We start from the raw sequence: 14,012 nt of genomic DNA on the forward strand, positions 1-14,012 counted from the left end.
CCTGGTGGGCCGTGGCGGCGGCGGCGTGAAGAACACCAGCGCCCCCGCCGCCACGGCCCACCAGGGCGCCGTCGGCAGCCACGCGTACGACCCGAGCAGATTGCCCAGCGCCGCCAGCGGCACCACCCAGCGCAGCCCCAACAGCGTGAACAGCGGCACGAGCAGCAGCAGTTGCACGACCCGCGCACGCACCGGCACGGGCACCACGGCCCGCCCCGCACCGTCCTCCTGCGCCGACTCCTCCAGGTACCGGGCCAGCTTGCGCAGCGTCGGCCGCTGGTAGACGTCCAGCACCGCCACGCTCGGATACCGGCTCCGCAGCCGCGTCGTCAGTTGCGCGGCCGCCAGACTGCCGCCGCCGATCGCGAAGAAGTCGTCGTCGGCGCCGCCCACCGGCATACCGAGCACCTCGGCCCACTGTTCGGCGAGCCACGCCTCGGTGCCGTACAACTGCTCGGCCGGCCCGCCGGTCTCCAGCTCCGGCAGCGGCCACGGCAGCGCGTCCCGGTCGACCTTCCCCGACGTCCGCGTCGGCAGCTCCTCGACCGGCGCCAGCAGCGGCACCAGCGCCGCCGGCAGCTCCGCCCGCAGCCGCTCCACGGCCGCCGCCTGGTCCCACCCGTCCTGGGTGACCACATAGCCGACCAGCAGCTGATTCCCGCTCCGCGCGGTCCGTACGGCGGCAGCGGCGCCCGCGACACCGGGCAGGCCCTGCAACGCGGCGTCCACCTCGCCCAGCTCGATCCGCCGCCCGCCGAGCTTGATCTGCTCGTCCGCCCGCCCGAGGAAGACCAGCCCCTCCGGCTCGGCCCGCACCAGGTCACCGCTGCGGTAGGCCCGCTCCCAGCCCAGCGACGCGAGCGGCGCGTACTTCTCCGCGTCCTTCTCGGCGTCGAGATACCGCGCGAGGCCCACCCCGCCGATCACCAACTGCCCGCTGCCGCCCATCGGCACCGGCTCCCCGGCCTCGTCGACGACGGCCAGCTCCCAGCCGTTCAGCGGCAACCCGATCCGGATCGGCTCCGCGCCGCTCATCAGCGAGGCACACGCCACGACGGTCGCCTCGGTCGGCCCGTACGTGTTCCAGACCTCGCGCCCCTCCGTCACCAGCCGCTGCGCCAACTCGGGCGGGCACGCCTCACCGCCGAAGATCAGCAGCCGGACGTCGTTGAGCGTCTCCGGCTCCCACAGCGCCGCGAGCGTCGGCACCGTCGACACCACGGTGATCTCCTGCTCGACCAGCCACGGCCCCAGATCGGCGCCGCTCCTGACCTGCGCGCGCGGCACCGGCACCAGACAGGCCCCGTACCGCCAGGCCAGCCACATCTCCTCGCAGGACGCGTCGAAGGCCACCGAGAGCCCGGCCATGACCCGGTCCCCGGGCCCGATCGGCTCCTCGGCCAGGAACAGCTCCGCCTCGGCGTCCACGAACGCGGCGGCGCTGCGGTGACTCACGGCGACACCCTTGGGCTTCCCGGTCGACCCGGAGGTGAAGATGATCCACGCGTCGTTCTCGACGCCGGGCCGCGCTGCGGGGGAGTCGGACACGTCGTGGACGGTCAGCTCGTGCCCCGCGCCGACGACGGCCCGCACCCCGGCCTCCCCGAAGACCAGGTCGGCGCGCTCGTCGGGGTCCTCGGCGTCCACGGGCACGTACGCGGCGCCGGCGGCCAGTACCGCGAGGATCGCCACGTACAGGGCGTTGGTGCCCGACGGCACCCGCACCCCGACCCGGTCCCCGAGCCCGACGCCCACCGCGCCCAGCCGTCGCCGCAGCCGCTCCACCTCTATGGCCAGCGCGCGATAGGTGAGCCGCCGCGTGCCGTCGTCCAGCGCGGGCTCGTCCGGGAACGACCGCACGGACGCCTCGAAGACGTCGACGAGGGTGCGGGGGGAGGCGGCGGGCCCCGCCGAGAACAGGGCCGGCCCGTCGAGTCCCTCCGCCAGTTCCCCCTCCAACAGGGTCAGCTCGGGACTCTCGTACACGGCGGCCATCGGATCCTCGCCTTTCGCACCCGGAAGATCCCGGGGGCGCCGGCGGGCCCGCAGGTCTGCCTGGGGATGTTTCCGTCCCGGCGCCGAACAAGCCCCATACTCTAGTGCTCACGTGACTACGGCCTGTCGTGTCGGCCAAGAGGACGCATCCGCGAAGCAACCCGGAGGCATCGGGCCATCCCCGTGATCTGGGCTTTTCCCGGCGGGACGAGACGTCTCCCACATTTCGCCGCCCTCACGCGCGAAGGCCGCGACCTGATGGTCGCGGCCTTCGCCACTGTGTGTCCGAGGGGGGACTTGAACCCCCACGCCCGATAAAGGGCACTAGCACCTCAAGCTAGCGCGTCTGCCATTCCGCCACCCGGACAAGGTGTCTGTCGTGCGGGGTCTCCCCCGCGGCGACAGAGGAAACATTACCAGGCTTTCCAGGACCCTCGATCACCCCCCGTTCCCGGAGATCCGGGGCGTGAACGGCGTGTGACGGGCTGGTCCCGGTCTTGGGGCGGGGCCCCTGGCAGGAGGAGGATGAGGGGGAACCTTGAGCAGCGACAGCGGGAGGAAGCAGCGTGAGCGAGACGGACACGGCCAGGCGCGTGACCGGCGAGGACGAGGTCGTGGACCTCTGCCGCGAGCTGATCCAGATCGACACCAGCAACTTCGGCGACCACTCGGGCCCGGGCGAACGCAAGGCCGCCGAGTACGTCGCGGAGAAGCTCGCCGAGGTGGGCCTCGAACCGAGGATCTTCGAGTCGCACCCGGGCCGTGCCTCGACGGTGGCCCGCATCGAGGGCGAGGACCCGTCCCGGCCCGCGCTGCTCATCCACGGCCACACCGACGTCGTCCCGGCCAACGCCGACGACTGGACCCACCACCCCTTCTCCGGTGAGGTCGCCGACGGCTGTGTGTGGGGCCGGGGCGCGGTCGACATGAAGGACATGGACGCGATGACCCTCGCGGTCGTCCGGGACCGGCTGCGCAGCGGCCGCAAGCCCCCGCGCGACATCGTCCTCGCCTTCCTCGCCGACGAGGAGGCCGGCGGCACCTACGGGGCCAAGTACCTGGTCAAGAACCACCCCGACCTCTTCGAGGGCGTCACCGAGGCGATCAGTGAGGTCGGCGGCTTCTCCTTCACCGTCAGCGAGCAGCGGCGGCTCTACCTGATCCAGACGGCCGAGAAGGGCATGCACTGGATGAAGCTGACCGTGGCCGGCACCGCCGGGCACGGCTCGATGATCCACCGCGACAACGCCATCACCGAGCTGTCCGAGGCCGTCGCCCGCCTCGGCCGCCACACCTTCCCGGTACGGGTCACCAAGACCACCCGCGCCTTCCTCGACGAGCTCGGCGACGCGCTGGGCACCGAGCTGGACCCGGAGAACATGGAGGGCACCCTCGCCAGGCTCGGCGGGATCGCCAAGCTCATCGGCGCCACCCTCAGCAACACCGCCAACCCCACCCAGCTCGGCGCCGGCTACAAGGTCAACGTGATCCCCGGCGAGGCCACCGCGCATGTCGACGGACGGTTCCTGCCCGGCTTCGAGGAGGAGTTCCTCGCCGACCTCGACAAGATCCTCGGGCCCAAGGTGCGCCGTGAGGACGTGCACTCCGACAAGGCGCTGGAGACGTCCTTCGACGGGGCGCTCGTGGACGCCATGCAGTCCGCGCTGGTCGCCGAGGACCCGGCCGCGAAGGCGGTCCCGTACATGCTCTCCGGCGGTACGGACGCCAAGTCCTTCGACGACCTCGGTATCCGCGGCTTCGGTTTCGCCCCGCTCAAGCTGCCGCCGGAGCTGGACTTCGCGGGCATGTTCCACGGCGTCGACGAACGTGTGCCGGTGGAGGGCTTGAAGTTCGGTGTGCGCGTGCTCGACCGCTTCCTCGACGCGTCCTGACCTTCTTGCCTGTCGGAGCGACTCTTCTATTCGGTAGCGCGTACGAAGATCGACCGGGTCGGGTGAATCGGAACATAAGCTCGTAGCTCCATTAGTCCATCCTCGTTACAGGTGATGTGACTCGCTATTCAGGGTCGCTTTGCCAACAAGGAGGAATGATGATCAAGAAGGTCGTCGCTGCTGCGGCTGCCACCGGTGGTCTCGTGCTCGCGGGTGCGGGTCTGGCTGTTGCCGACGCCGGCGCCCACGGTGTCGCTGTCGGTTCCCCGGGTGTTGCGTCCGGCAACGTCGTCCAGGTGCCCGTTCACGTTCCCGTGAACGTGTGCGGCAACACGATCAACGTGATCGGGCTGCTGAACCCTGCCTTCGGCAACACCTGCATCAACAAGTGACGTTGTGCCTCACCCGGTGAGGGTCCGATAACCGTCGGCCCCGGAGTGTGCGCCATGCACTCCGGGGCCGACCGGTTCGCCGGACAAGGTGAAGAAGATCAGACCATAGGGCTAAGGCAGGTAATTCAGACATGCGACAGGTCACCCGCAAAGGCCTGATGACGATGGCGGCCGCGTCCGGCGTCCTCGCCGCGGCCGGCGGTTACGCGCACGCCGATTCCGGCGCCCAGGGCTCCGCGACCAACTCGCCCGGCGTCCTCTCGGGCAACAACGTGCAGGCGCCGATCGAGGCCGAGGTCAACGTCTGCGGCAACACCGTCAGCGTCGTCGGGCTGCTCAATCCCGCGTCCGGCAACAAGTGTTCCAACGGCGTCAAGACCGGCAAGCACACCGGTGGTTCCGGATCGTCGTACGGGGGCTCGCGGGCGCGGGGCCACGCCAGTGACTCGCCCGGCGTCGCGTCGGGCAACCATGTGCAGGCCCCGGTGCACGTACCGGTCAACGCCTGCGGCAACAGCGTCAACGTGGTCGGCGTCGGCAACCCGGCCACGGGCAACGAATGTTCCAACGGCGGGGGCGGCCACCACGGTTCGTCGCACGGCGGGGGCCACGGCTCCTCCCACGGCGGCGGATCCCACGCGGACGGCCACACCGGCAACTCGCCGGGCGTCGGCTCCGGCAACCTCGTACAGGTCCCGGTGGACGTACCGGTCAACGCCTGCGGCAACAGCGTCAGCGTGATCGGTCTCGGCAACGGCACGACCGGCAACGACTGCGGGAACCCGGGCGGCGGAGGGTCGCACGAGAACCCCGGCGGCCCGCAGAACCCGCCGGTCGAGCGACCCGGCCCGGAGCAGCCGGGTAACCCCGGTGACCCCGAAACCCCCGGCAATCCCGAAACCCCCGGCAACCCCGAAACCCCCGGCAACCCGGGCGTCCCAGGCAACCCGGGCGTCCCCGGCGGTGGCACCAACACCCCGGGTACCCAGACCGTCACCCAGCCCGGGGCGGTCGGGCAGCTCGCCCAGACCGGCGCCGAGGTGCCGCTCGGCCTCGCCCTGTCGGTGGGCGCCGGCACGCTCCTCGGGGGCGCGCTGATCTACCGCAAGGCACGGGCCACCGCGCGGTAAGCGGACTCCGCGCACAGGAAACGGAGCGGGCCCCGCACCAGCGGGGCCCGCTCCGTTCTTCTCTGCTCACATCACCACGTGGCCCGCACCTGGCGGATGATCCGTCGGCGCAACCGCACCCTGCGGCTGCCATCGCGCAGCAGACTCAGTCGGTCCAACTCCCAGTGTCCGTACTCGGCATGGTCCGTCAGCAGGCGTGTGGCGTCCTTGCGGGAGACCCCGCGCGGTACGTACACGTCGACAAATTCGTATTCCGGCATCGGTATCTATTGTGCGGGCTGGGGCCCGGTACGGATAGCGTCTGCACTATGTCTGATGCTGCGCAGCCCACCGCTGCCGAGGTACGCGCCGCCGCCGAGGCGGTCAAGACCGCGCTCGACCGCCACCTGGCCGCGGTCGAACGCCGGTCGGGTGAGGACGACCCGGCCGTCTACGAGGCGTTCAACGAGCTGGCCGCGGCCGCCGAGGAGTACGACGAACTGCTCTACGACCGCTACGACGAGGTCACTCCCTTCGAGATCCCCGGCACCGAGGACATGCCGCCGTACACCGGCCCCGAGGAGCCGAGCGCGCTGAGCGTGCTGATCCGGCGGGACTACACGGTGGTGGAGCCGCAGCGGTTGCTGGCGCAGGCGCAGCGGGTGGAGGCGGCCGACGAGCCGTCCGTCGTCGGCGTCGGCGACGACGAGGCGTCGGCCACCGTCCACGGCGCTCTCGGCGTTCTGTTCGGTGAGTTCGAAGCGGACGAGATCGCCTCCCGGCACAAGGAGTTCGGCCTGGAGGAGGGCGACTCCACGCTCTGGGTCACCGCCGGGGACGACACGGCCGACCCCGGGGAGTGGCTGGAGGCCCCGTTCGAGAACGTCGACCCCCAGCGGGTCGTCTGCCGCTTCGACGTCAGCGCGGTCTTCGACGAGGACGAGGACGACATCGAGGACGACATCGAGGACGTCGAGGACGACATCGATGGGGACGAGGGCCTGGACGAGGACGAGGAGTTGGACGAGGAGTTGGAGCCGCTGGACGCGGACCGGTAGGGCGGGCGGCGGACCGCCGGAGGCCCATCGGCTCGGGTGCGCCCATGGGAGGGCGAGCGCCGGGCCGCCCGTGCCTGATCGGGCGCCCGCGCCCCTGAGGACGGCCCTTGGGGCCGATCCAAGGGGCGCGCCGCTCAGCCGGGTCGACGGATGGTGCCGCCCGGCCGCGCCGCTTTCACCGGTCGTTCCCCTCGGCCGCGCCCACCCCGGCCCCGGACGTCAGCCGGCCGGGGGTACCTGCGCCTTGAGCAGGGCCGGGAGGCGGGTCGTGCGAGGCTTCGCGGAGACCTCGGCCACCGCGCGGGGCAGCGTCTGCTCGACGCCGTGGACGACGGACAGATGCCGCTCCGCACGGGAGAAGGCGGTGTAGACCCAGGGACGGCTGAGCGCCGCGCCCGCGTCACCCGGCAGTACGACCACCGCGGCCGGCCAGCGGTGCCCCACCGCCTGGTGCGCCGTGAGCGCCCACCCGTGCCGTACGGCCGTCTCGACCCGCTCCTTCGGTACGACGACGGCGTCCCCCGCGCACTCCAGGTGCAGCCCTTCCGCGTCGGCCTTGACGACGCGCCCCGGCGTCGCACGGCCCGGCACGGGGGAGTGGACGACACGGTCACCGGGGTCGAACCCGCCGAAGCGGCCCGGCCCGGGGTTCAGCCGCTCCTTGAGCGCCGCGTTCAGCGCACGCGTGCCCGCCGCGCCCCCATGGCCGGGGGTGATCACCTGCACCTGCTCGGCCGGGATGCCGAAGGCCCTCGGCACGGAGTCCACGACGAGCTGCACGGTCCGGTGCACCGCCTCCCCGGCGTCCCGCACCGGCACGATCACGACCTCCTTGCCGGGCGCCTCCACCTGGTTCAGCTCCCCGATCCCGATCCCGGAGACCAGCTCACCGAGCGGGCCGGGGTCCGGGGTCCGTGAGGAGACCTGCGGGCAGGCCCGGGCGGCGAGGAGGTCCCCGAACACCCGACCAGGCCCGGCGGACCACAGCACCCCCGGATCGCCGCTGAGCACCAGCCGCGCCCCGTCGGGCAGCGACTCGACCAGGACGGCGGCGGTCTCCACGTCGAGCTGCGGCGCGTCCAGCACCACGAGCAGATCGAGGGCGAATGCGCCCTCGGCGTCCCTGCCGGGTCCCTCGGCTCCGGCCAGCAGCCCGCCCACGGTGACCACGGCGGAACCGCCCGCCCCGGCGTCACCGGGGGCCGCGCCGCCCGTCCCGGCGGCGTCCAGCAGCGCGGCGAACCGCCGCCCGCCGTCCGCGCTGTGCGTGGCCGCGTACGCCCGCAGCCCGAGGGCGCGCGCGGCGGCGACCAGAGCGGCGGGCTCGGCGCGGGCGGCCTCGCCGCCGGTGTGCAGGACGAGCCCGTCCCCGGCGACGGCGCGGATCAGCTCGGCGGCGGGACGGGGCGCCGACGCGGCCGCCGACGCCCAGTCCGTGGTGTCGTCCTTGGGCAGGGAGTTCACGATCCGGGCGAGGCCGTCGGCGAGGCTCTCCTCGGCGAGGGCGTACCGCTCCAGGCCGACCAGGACCCGCACCGGGCGCTCCGGCTCCTCCTCGTCGTCCTCGGCGTCGGTGGCCGCCGCGACGGGCGGGGCGTCGTCGAGCGCGTCCTGGAAGACCAGCGCCTCACCCTCCGCGACGGCGCCCTGCACGGCCTCGTCCGGGTCCGGCACCGCACGCTGGGCGAGCGCGGCGGTGAGGGCCGGGACCTCCAGCGCGGTGTGCCCGGCGACGGCGGCCTGTTCCAGCAGCCACACCGTGACCGCCCGTCCGCGCCGCTCGTCGTCCGGGCCGCACTCCGCGCCGAGCAGCGCTCGCGCGAAACCGTCGGCCTGTTCGGGCCGGACCCCGGCGACCCGCAGCAACTGCCAGGGATCCTCGCGCAGTCGGTCACCGGCGCCCTCGCCGAGCGCCTCGGCGACCTGCGGCGCCAGCGTCTGGGGGGCACCGCCCTCGGCCAGCACCGCGCGCACCGCCCCGACGGTCTCGCCGGAGGGAGCCGCGGCGACGGGGGAGGCCACCGGCTCCGGGCGCCGCACCGGTTCCGGCGCGGGCCGCCGGGACGCGGGCTCCGGCTCCGCGAAGACGGTGGCCGAGGGCTTCTGACCGCCCTCCACGGCCCGTACGGCCGCCAGCAGGTCGGCCGCCGTGCCGCTGAGTTTGGCGCCCGCCGTGATCGGTTCCTTCTTCTCGGACTTGCGGCGCTCGATCCGCTCCCGCTCCAGCTTCTGCGCCGCCAACTCGGCCTGGGCCTCGGACAGGGCGGACGCGCCGTCCGCGCTCTCCGCACCGGCAGCCGCGTCCCCCGCGGCAGCCGCGTCCTGGGCGTTCTCCCCGTCCTCCGGGGCACTGTCGTCCGTCGCCGCGGCGGCTGCCGTGCCCTGGTCGCCTGGTGTGCCCTCGGCCTCCGGGGTCCCGGCGTCGGGGGTTCCGTCGGCGCGGTCCCCCGGCTCGTCCGGCTCCGTGGTCGCGGGCTCCGTGCTCACAGCGTGCTCCAGTCGTGATCGGGATAGCGGTGCACGGGCGCCGACACGTCGTCGAGCGCCCGGCAGATCTCGTCAGGAAGACTAAGGGTCTCCACTGACAACGCCGCCGTGAGCTGGAGCGCGTTGCGCGCTCCGACGATGGGCGCGGCGACACCCGGCCGGTCCCGCACCCAGGCGAGGGCGACCTGGAGCGGCGTCACGGCGAGCCCGTCCGCGGCGGTCTGCACCGCGTCGACGATGCTGGTCGCCGTGTCGTCGAGGTACGGCGCGACGAACCGGGCCATGTGCTCGGAGCCGCCCCGCGAGTCCGGCGGTGTGGCGTGCCGGTACTTCCCGGTCAGCACCCCGCGGCCCAGCGGGGAGGACGGGAGCAGCCCGACGCCGAGGTCCAGCGCGGCCGGCAGCACCTCGCGCTCGACGCCGCGCTGGAGCAGGGAGTACTCCATCTGCGTACTGGCCAGCCGGGTGCGTATCCCCGGTGCGGCGAGCTGCCAGGTGGCCGCCTTCGCGAGTTGCCAGCCGCAGAAGTTGGAGACCCCGGCGTAGCGGGCGCGGCCGCTGCTGACGGCCAGGTCGAGGGCGTGGAGCGTCTCCTCCAGCGGGGTCTCGGGGTCGTAGGCGTGCAGGTGCCAGAGGTCGACGTGGTCGGTGCCCAGGCGGGCCAGGGAGGCGTCGAGGGCGGCGAGCAGATGACCGCGGGAGCCGTCGAAGCGGCGGTCGGGGTCGGGGATGCTGCCGGCCTTCGTGGAGATGACCAGGTCGCGGCGGGGCACAAGGCCGTCCATGAGCTGGCCGAGCAGATATTCGGCCTCGCCGTCGCCGTACACGTCCGCCGTGTCGACGAGGGTGCCGCCCGCCTCCCAGAACACCTTCAACATGTCCGCGGCGTCATGCTCGTCCGTGTCGCGGCCCCACGTCAGGGTGCCTAGCCCGATCCGGGACACGCGCAGGCCGGTACGGCCGAGATGCCTCTGCTCCATGGACGCCGACATTACTGTCCGGAGTTCGCCGTGTGGGGGCCTGTGGACGACCGATTTCCCCAGCGCACCGTACCGGCCGGCCACGACGTACCCGCACTGGCCCCGCTGCCGCCTCCCCCCGGTAGGGTCGGCGGAACAAGGACGTTACTGATCGGTAAGGGGAAGGCGGGTCTATATGAAGCTCGGGATCAACCTCGGCTACTGGGGCGCCGGAATGGACGGGGACAACCTGGCCGTGGCCCAAGAGGCCGACCGCCTCGGCTACGCGGTGTGCTGGGCGGCGGAGGCGTACGGCTCGGACGCCGCCACCGTGCTCAGCTGGGTCGCCGCCAAGACCGAACGCATCGACGTCGGCTCGGCCATCTTCCAGATCCCGGCCCGCCAGCCGGCGATGACCGCCATGACCGCCGCGACCCTGGACTCGCTCTCCGGCGGCCGGTTCCGCCTCGGCCTCGGGGTCTCCGGCCCGCAGGTCTCCGAGGGTTGGTACGGCGTGAAGTTCGACAAGCCGCTCGCCCGCACCCGCGAGTACGTCGAGATCGTCCGCAAGGCGATGACCCGCGAGCGTCTGTCCCACGAGGGCGAGCACTGGACGCTGCCTCTGCCCGGCGGCCCCGGCAAGCCCCTCAAGCTCACCGTGCACCCCACCCGCGAGCACATCCCGCTGTACATCGCGGCGATCGGTCCGAAGAACCTGGAGCAGACCGGTGAGATCGCCGACGGCGCGCTGCTGATCTTCCCGTCGGCCGCGCACCTCGAGGACACCGCCATCACGCACCTGCGCGCGGGCCGCGAGAAGGCCGGCAAGACCCTCGACGGGTTCGACGTGTGCCCGACGGTGCCGCTCGCCCTCGGCGACGACAAGGACGTCACGACGCTCGCCGACACCTTCCGCCCGTACACCGCGCTGTACGTCGGCGGCATGGGCAGCCGCAAGCAGAACTTCTACAACCAGCTCGCCCAGCGCATGGGCTACGAGAAGGAGGCCGCCGAGATCCAGGACAAGTACCTGGCCGGCGACAAGGCCGGTGCCGCGGCCGCGATCCCGCACGAGCTGATCGACCAGACGACGCTCCTCGGCTCCGTGGAGCGCATCGCCGACCGGATGAAGGCGTACAAGGAGGCCGGCGTCACCACCCTCACGCTGGCGCCCGCGGGCTTCACGCTGGACGAGCGGATCGCCGCGCTGCGGGCCGGCACCGAGGCCCTGGAGCGGGCCGGGCTCGCGTAACCGGTGGGGCCGGCACGCCGGCCCGGAGAAGTTCTACGGCCGTGGTGGGGGCTCGGGGGTCTTCCCCGCCACGGCCGTCACGGGACACAACGCGCCACCGGCCCTGTCGGTTACGCGTCCTCGCCGCCCTGTCGTCCTTCGTTTGGCGGATTTGTCCGACACAGCTGTTGCCCGACTCCTGGTACCCCATTTGACTCGATTTTCAGGGTCCTGCAGAGAGGTGCCTCAGATGCTTTCGGCCAAGAGTCTGTTCCAGGAGATCATCGACGACGACGAGTCGTTCCGGCTGTTCTGCTCCATCGCCGCCAGCGGCGAGTCGCAGGGCGGCTGGGAGAACGCGCGCATCGCCGCGCTCGTCCCGGAGAGCGAGCGCGCGCTCGCCCCCAGGATCACCCGCCACGGCGCGGACGAGGACAAGCACGGACGGATCTTCAACGCCCTGATGCGCAAACGCGGCCTCGAACCCGTGGAGGTCCCGCCGGAGACCGACTACACGATGCTCCTGGAGCGCGACGGCATCGGACTGGCCCACGAGAAGCTCAAGGCCGACCAGGCCCTCACGGAGCGGGACATCATCGTCTACCTGTCCCACAGCCGCGTCACCGAACAGCGCGCCTCCGAGCAGATGGTGCTGCTCCGCAAGCACTTCGCCGACCACCCGGAGATCGGCAAGGCGGTCCGGATGATCTCCGACGACGAGGACAACCACCTCGCGTACACCCACGAGGAACTTCTGCGGTTCGCCGCCGCCGGACACGGCCGCCTCATCCAGCGGACCCTGCGCGAGTGCGCCCTCGCCGAGATCGCCGTCTACCGGGACGTCAGCCTCGCCGTGATGGCCCACATGGGGCGCGTCCTCGGCTGGCCGAAGGCCAAGTCCGCCGTGCTCGCCGCGGGTATCCACGCGGTGTACGCGTACGAGCGGGCCTTCGGCTGGCGCCGCATGGTCACATTGGAGATGCCGGAGCGCCGCGACGCCCTCGGCGGACCGGCGACCGCGGCACCCGAGTTCGCCTGAGCCCCGGGCGCCAACAGCCGCACGCGCGCGTGGAGCACTTCCCGCTCCGCCCGGCCTCTCCGCGCGCGGCGGCCGGTCGTCACAGCCACCCGCGCCGCTTGAACAGCCGGTACACCAGCACCTCCAGCCCGGCCGTCACCGCGATCACCGCCGGATACGACCACACCCAGCGCAGCTCGGGCATGTGCTCGAAGTTCATGCCGTAGATCCCGGCGACCATCGTGGGGATCGCCGCCATCGCCGCCCAGGCGGAGATCTTCCGCATGTCGTCGTTCTGCCGGACGCTCATCTGCGCGAGATGCGCCGAGAGGATGTCGGACACCAGCCGGTCCAGGCCCTCGACGGACTCGTTCACGCGGGTGAGATGGTCGCTGACGTCGCGGAAGAAGGGCCGGGCCTGCTCGTTCACGAAGGGCACCGCGGAGCCGGTCGCGCCCTGGCCGGAGAGCCGGGTGAGGGGCGCGGCGAGCGGGCCGGTGGCGCGGCGGAACTCCAGCACCTGGCGCTTGAAGGTGTAGATCCGCGACGCGGTGTTCCGCGAGCCGCCCACATCCGGGGAGAACACCTCCGCCTCCAGCTCCTCCAGGTCCGTCTGGAGCTCGGTCGCCACCTCCAGATAGTGGTCGACCGTGGCGTCCGTGATCGCGTACAGCACCGATGTGGGCCCCTCGCCCAGCAGCTCCGGCTCCTGCTCCAGCCGCCGTCGTACGGCGTTCAGGGGCGAGCCACCGCCGTGGCGGACGGTCACCACGAAGGCGTCGCCGAGGAACACCATGATCTCGTCCGTGCTCACGGTGTCCCCGGCCGGCTCGTACACGACCGGCTTCAGCACCATGAACAGTGAGTCCTCGTACACCTCCAGCTTCGGCCGCTGGTGCGCCTTCAGGGCGTCCTCGACGGCCAGCGGATGCAGGGCGAACTCCTCGGTGACGAGGGCGAACTCTTTCTCCGTCGGCTCATGCAGGCCGATCCACACGAAGCCGCCCGAGGCGCGCGCGCCGGCCAGGGCGTCGGAGAGGTCCTCGGGCCCCTCGGTGCGGTGGCCGTCGCGATAGACGGCGCAGTCGACGATCACAGGGAGTTCCTTTCTCGACGGGGGGAGCCGCAGGAGGGGCGTCTAGGCTGGGCCGCATGCCCACGTTGATCCTTGTCCGGCACGGCCGGTCCACCGCCAACACCGATGGGGTGCTCGCCGGGTGGACGCCCGGTGTCGCCCTCGACGAGCGCGGCACCGCGCAGGCCGCGGCACTGCCCGGCCGTCTCGCCGGGCTGCCGATCTCCGAGGTCGTCACGAGCCCCCTCCAACGCTGCCAGGAGACGATGCGTCCTCTCCTGGAGGCCCGGCCCGGGCTGAGCACGCACACCGACGACCGCATCGGCGAGTGCCACTACGGCGACTGGTCCGGCCGCAAGCTCGCCGAACTCGCCGACGAGCCGCTGATGCAGGTCGTCCAGTCGCATCCGACGGCCGTGCAGTTCCCCGGCGGGGAGTCGATGCGGGAGATGCAGCATCGGGCGGCGGAGGCGGTACGGGAGTGGAACGCGCGCGTGGAGCGCGACCACGGCGCGGACGCCGTGTATGTGATGTGCTCCCACGGCGACATCATCAAGTCGCTCGTCGCGGACGCACTCGGACTTCATCTGGACCTCTTCCAGCGGATCTCTGTCGAACCGTGTTCCATCACCGCGATCCGTTACACACGACTGCGGCCGTTTCTCGTCCGCCTCGGCGACACCGGGGACTTCGCGTCCCTGGCGCCGCGCGAGGAGCCCCCGAACGGCGACGCCGCCGTGGGGGGCGGCGCGGGAGCACCGTGATCGTCAACCGCAGTAGGGTGAAGCGGTCGCGA

General features: G+C 72.3%; 12 protein-coding genes and 1 tRNA gene. 7 read left to right on the forward strand and 6 right to left on the reverse strand.

Annotated features, from left to right (window positions below; translation table 11 throughout):
- On the reverse strand, positions 1–1,995 hold a 1,995-nt coding region (locus AOK15_RS07620; RefSeq protein ID WP_157870188.1), incomplete at its 3' end, for a non-ribosomal peptide synthetase.
- 282 nt (positions 1,996–2,277) lie between these two features.
- Positions 2,278–2,362, reverse strand: a tRNA-Leu gene (locus tag AOK15_RS07625).
- 199 nt (positions 2,363–2,561) lie between these two features.
- Between AOK15_RS07625 and AOK15_RS07630 the strand changes: the two genes are divergently transcribed.
- From AOK15_RS07630 to AOK15_RS07640, 3 genes are all read left to right on the forward strand, one after another.
- Positions 2,562–3,887 carry a M20/M25/M40 family metallo-hydrolase gene (locus tag AOK15_RS07630; RefSeq protein ID WP_055514094.1) on the forward strand — a complete coding sequence of 442 codons (1,326 nt, stop codon included), beginning with the start codon at positions 2,562–2,564 and terminating at the stop codon, positions 3,885–3,887.
- Positions 3,888–4,045: 158 nt separating this feature from the next.
- Entirely contained in the window at positions 4,046–4,279 is a 234-nt protein-coding gene (chpH, locus tag AOK15_RS07635; protein ID WP_055514140.1) for a chaplin ChpH, read from the forward strand.
- 131 nt (positions 4,280–4,410) lie between these two features.
- The gene (locus AOK15_RS07640) at positions 4,411–5,409 is read left to right on the forward strand and encodes a chaplin (protein ID WP_055514096.1); all 999 of its coding nucleotides are present in this window, start codon (positions 4,411–4,413) and stop codon (positions 5,407–5,409) included.
- Between the two features lie 71 nt (positions 5,410–5,480).
- Here AOK15_RS07640 and AOK15_RS07645 read toward each other — a convergent pair whose 3' ends face one another.
- A complete protein-coding gene (locus AOK15_RS07645) occupies positions 5,481–5,669 on the reverse strand; it encodes a DUF5703 family protein (RefSeq protein WP_005485166.1) in 189 nt (62 codons plus the stop codon).
- Between the two features lie 48 nt (positions 5,670–5,717).
- Between AOK15_RS07645 and AOK15_RS07650 the strand changes: the two genes are divergently transcribed.
- Positions 5,718–6,446 (forward strand): hypothetical protein, encoded by a 729-nt coding sequence (locus AOK15_RS07650; RefSeq protein ID WP_055514098.1) that lies wholly within the window; start codon positions 5,718–5,720, stop codon positions 6,444–6,446.
- A 219-nt stretch (positions 6,447–6,665) separates the two neighbouring features.
- Here AOK15_RS07650 and AOK15_RS07655 read toward each other — a convergent pair whose 3' ends face one another.
- Complete coding sequence (locus AOK15_RS07655; protein ID WP_055514100.1) at positions 6,666–8,933, reverse strand: helix-hairpin-helix domain-containing protein; 2,268 nt, start codon at positions 8,931–8,933, stop codon at positions 6,666–6,668.
- Positions 8,930–9,913: an aldo/keto reductase gene (locus AOK15_RS07660; RefSeq protein ID WP_055514102.1), complete on the reverse strand. Its 984-nt coding sequence runs from the start codon at positions 9,911–9,913 to the stop codon at positions 8,930–8,932. The genes AOK15_RS07655 and AOK15_RS07660 overlap by 4 nt, the downstream gene beginning before the upstream one ends.
- Before the next feature lie 175 nt (positions 9,914–10,088).
- On the opposite strand from AOK15_RS07660, the gene AOK15_RS07665 reads away from it, so the two are divergent.
- Together AOK15_RS07665 and AOK15_RS07670 are read left to right on the forward strand one after the other, a co-directional pair.
- Positions 10,089–11,144 carry an LLM class F420-dependent oxidoreductase gene (locus AOK15_RS07665; protein ID WP_055514104.1) on the forward strand — a complete coding sequence of 352 codons (1,056 nt, stop codon included), beginning with the start codon at positions 10,089–10,091 and terminating at the stop codon, positions 11,142–11,144.
- Between the two features lie 229 nt (positions 11,145–11,373).
- On the forward strand, positions 11,374–12,162 hold the full coding sequence (locus AOK15_RS07670; protein WP_055514106.1) for a hypothetical protein: 789 nt from the start codon (positions 11,374–11,376) through the stop codon (positions 12,160–12,162).
- Between the two features lie 79 nt (positions 12,163–12,241).
- On the opposite strand, the gene corA is transcribed toward AOK15_RS07670, so the two are convergent.
- Complete coding sequence (corA, locus tag AOK15_RS07675; protein WP_055514108.1) at positions 12,242–13,237, reverse strand: magnesium/cobalt transporter CorA; 996 nt, start codon at positions 13,235–13,237, stop codon at positions 12,242–12,244.
- 56 nt (positions 13,238–13,293) lie between these two features.
- Here corA and AOK15_RS07680 point away from each other — a divergent pair, with 56 nt between their 5' ends.
- Positions 13,294–13,980 (forward strand): histidine phosphatase family protein, encoded by a 687-nt coding sequence (locus AOK15_RS07680; RefSeq protein ID WP_055514110.1) that lies wholly within the window; start codon positions 13,294–13,296, stop codon positions 13,978–13,980.
- Positions 13,981–14,012: the final 32 nt, after the last annotated feature.

This window comes from Streptomyces ossamyceticus (genome assembly GCF_001418475.1).
Classification (GTDB): domain Bacteria; phylum Actinomycetota; class Actinomycetes; order Streptomycetales; family Streptomycetaceae; genus Streptomyces; species Streptomyces ossamyceticus.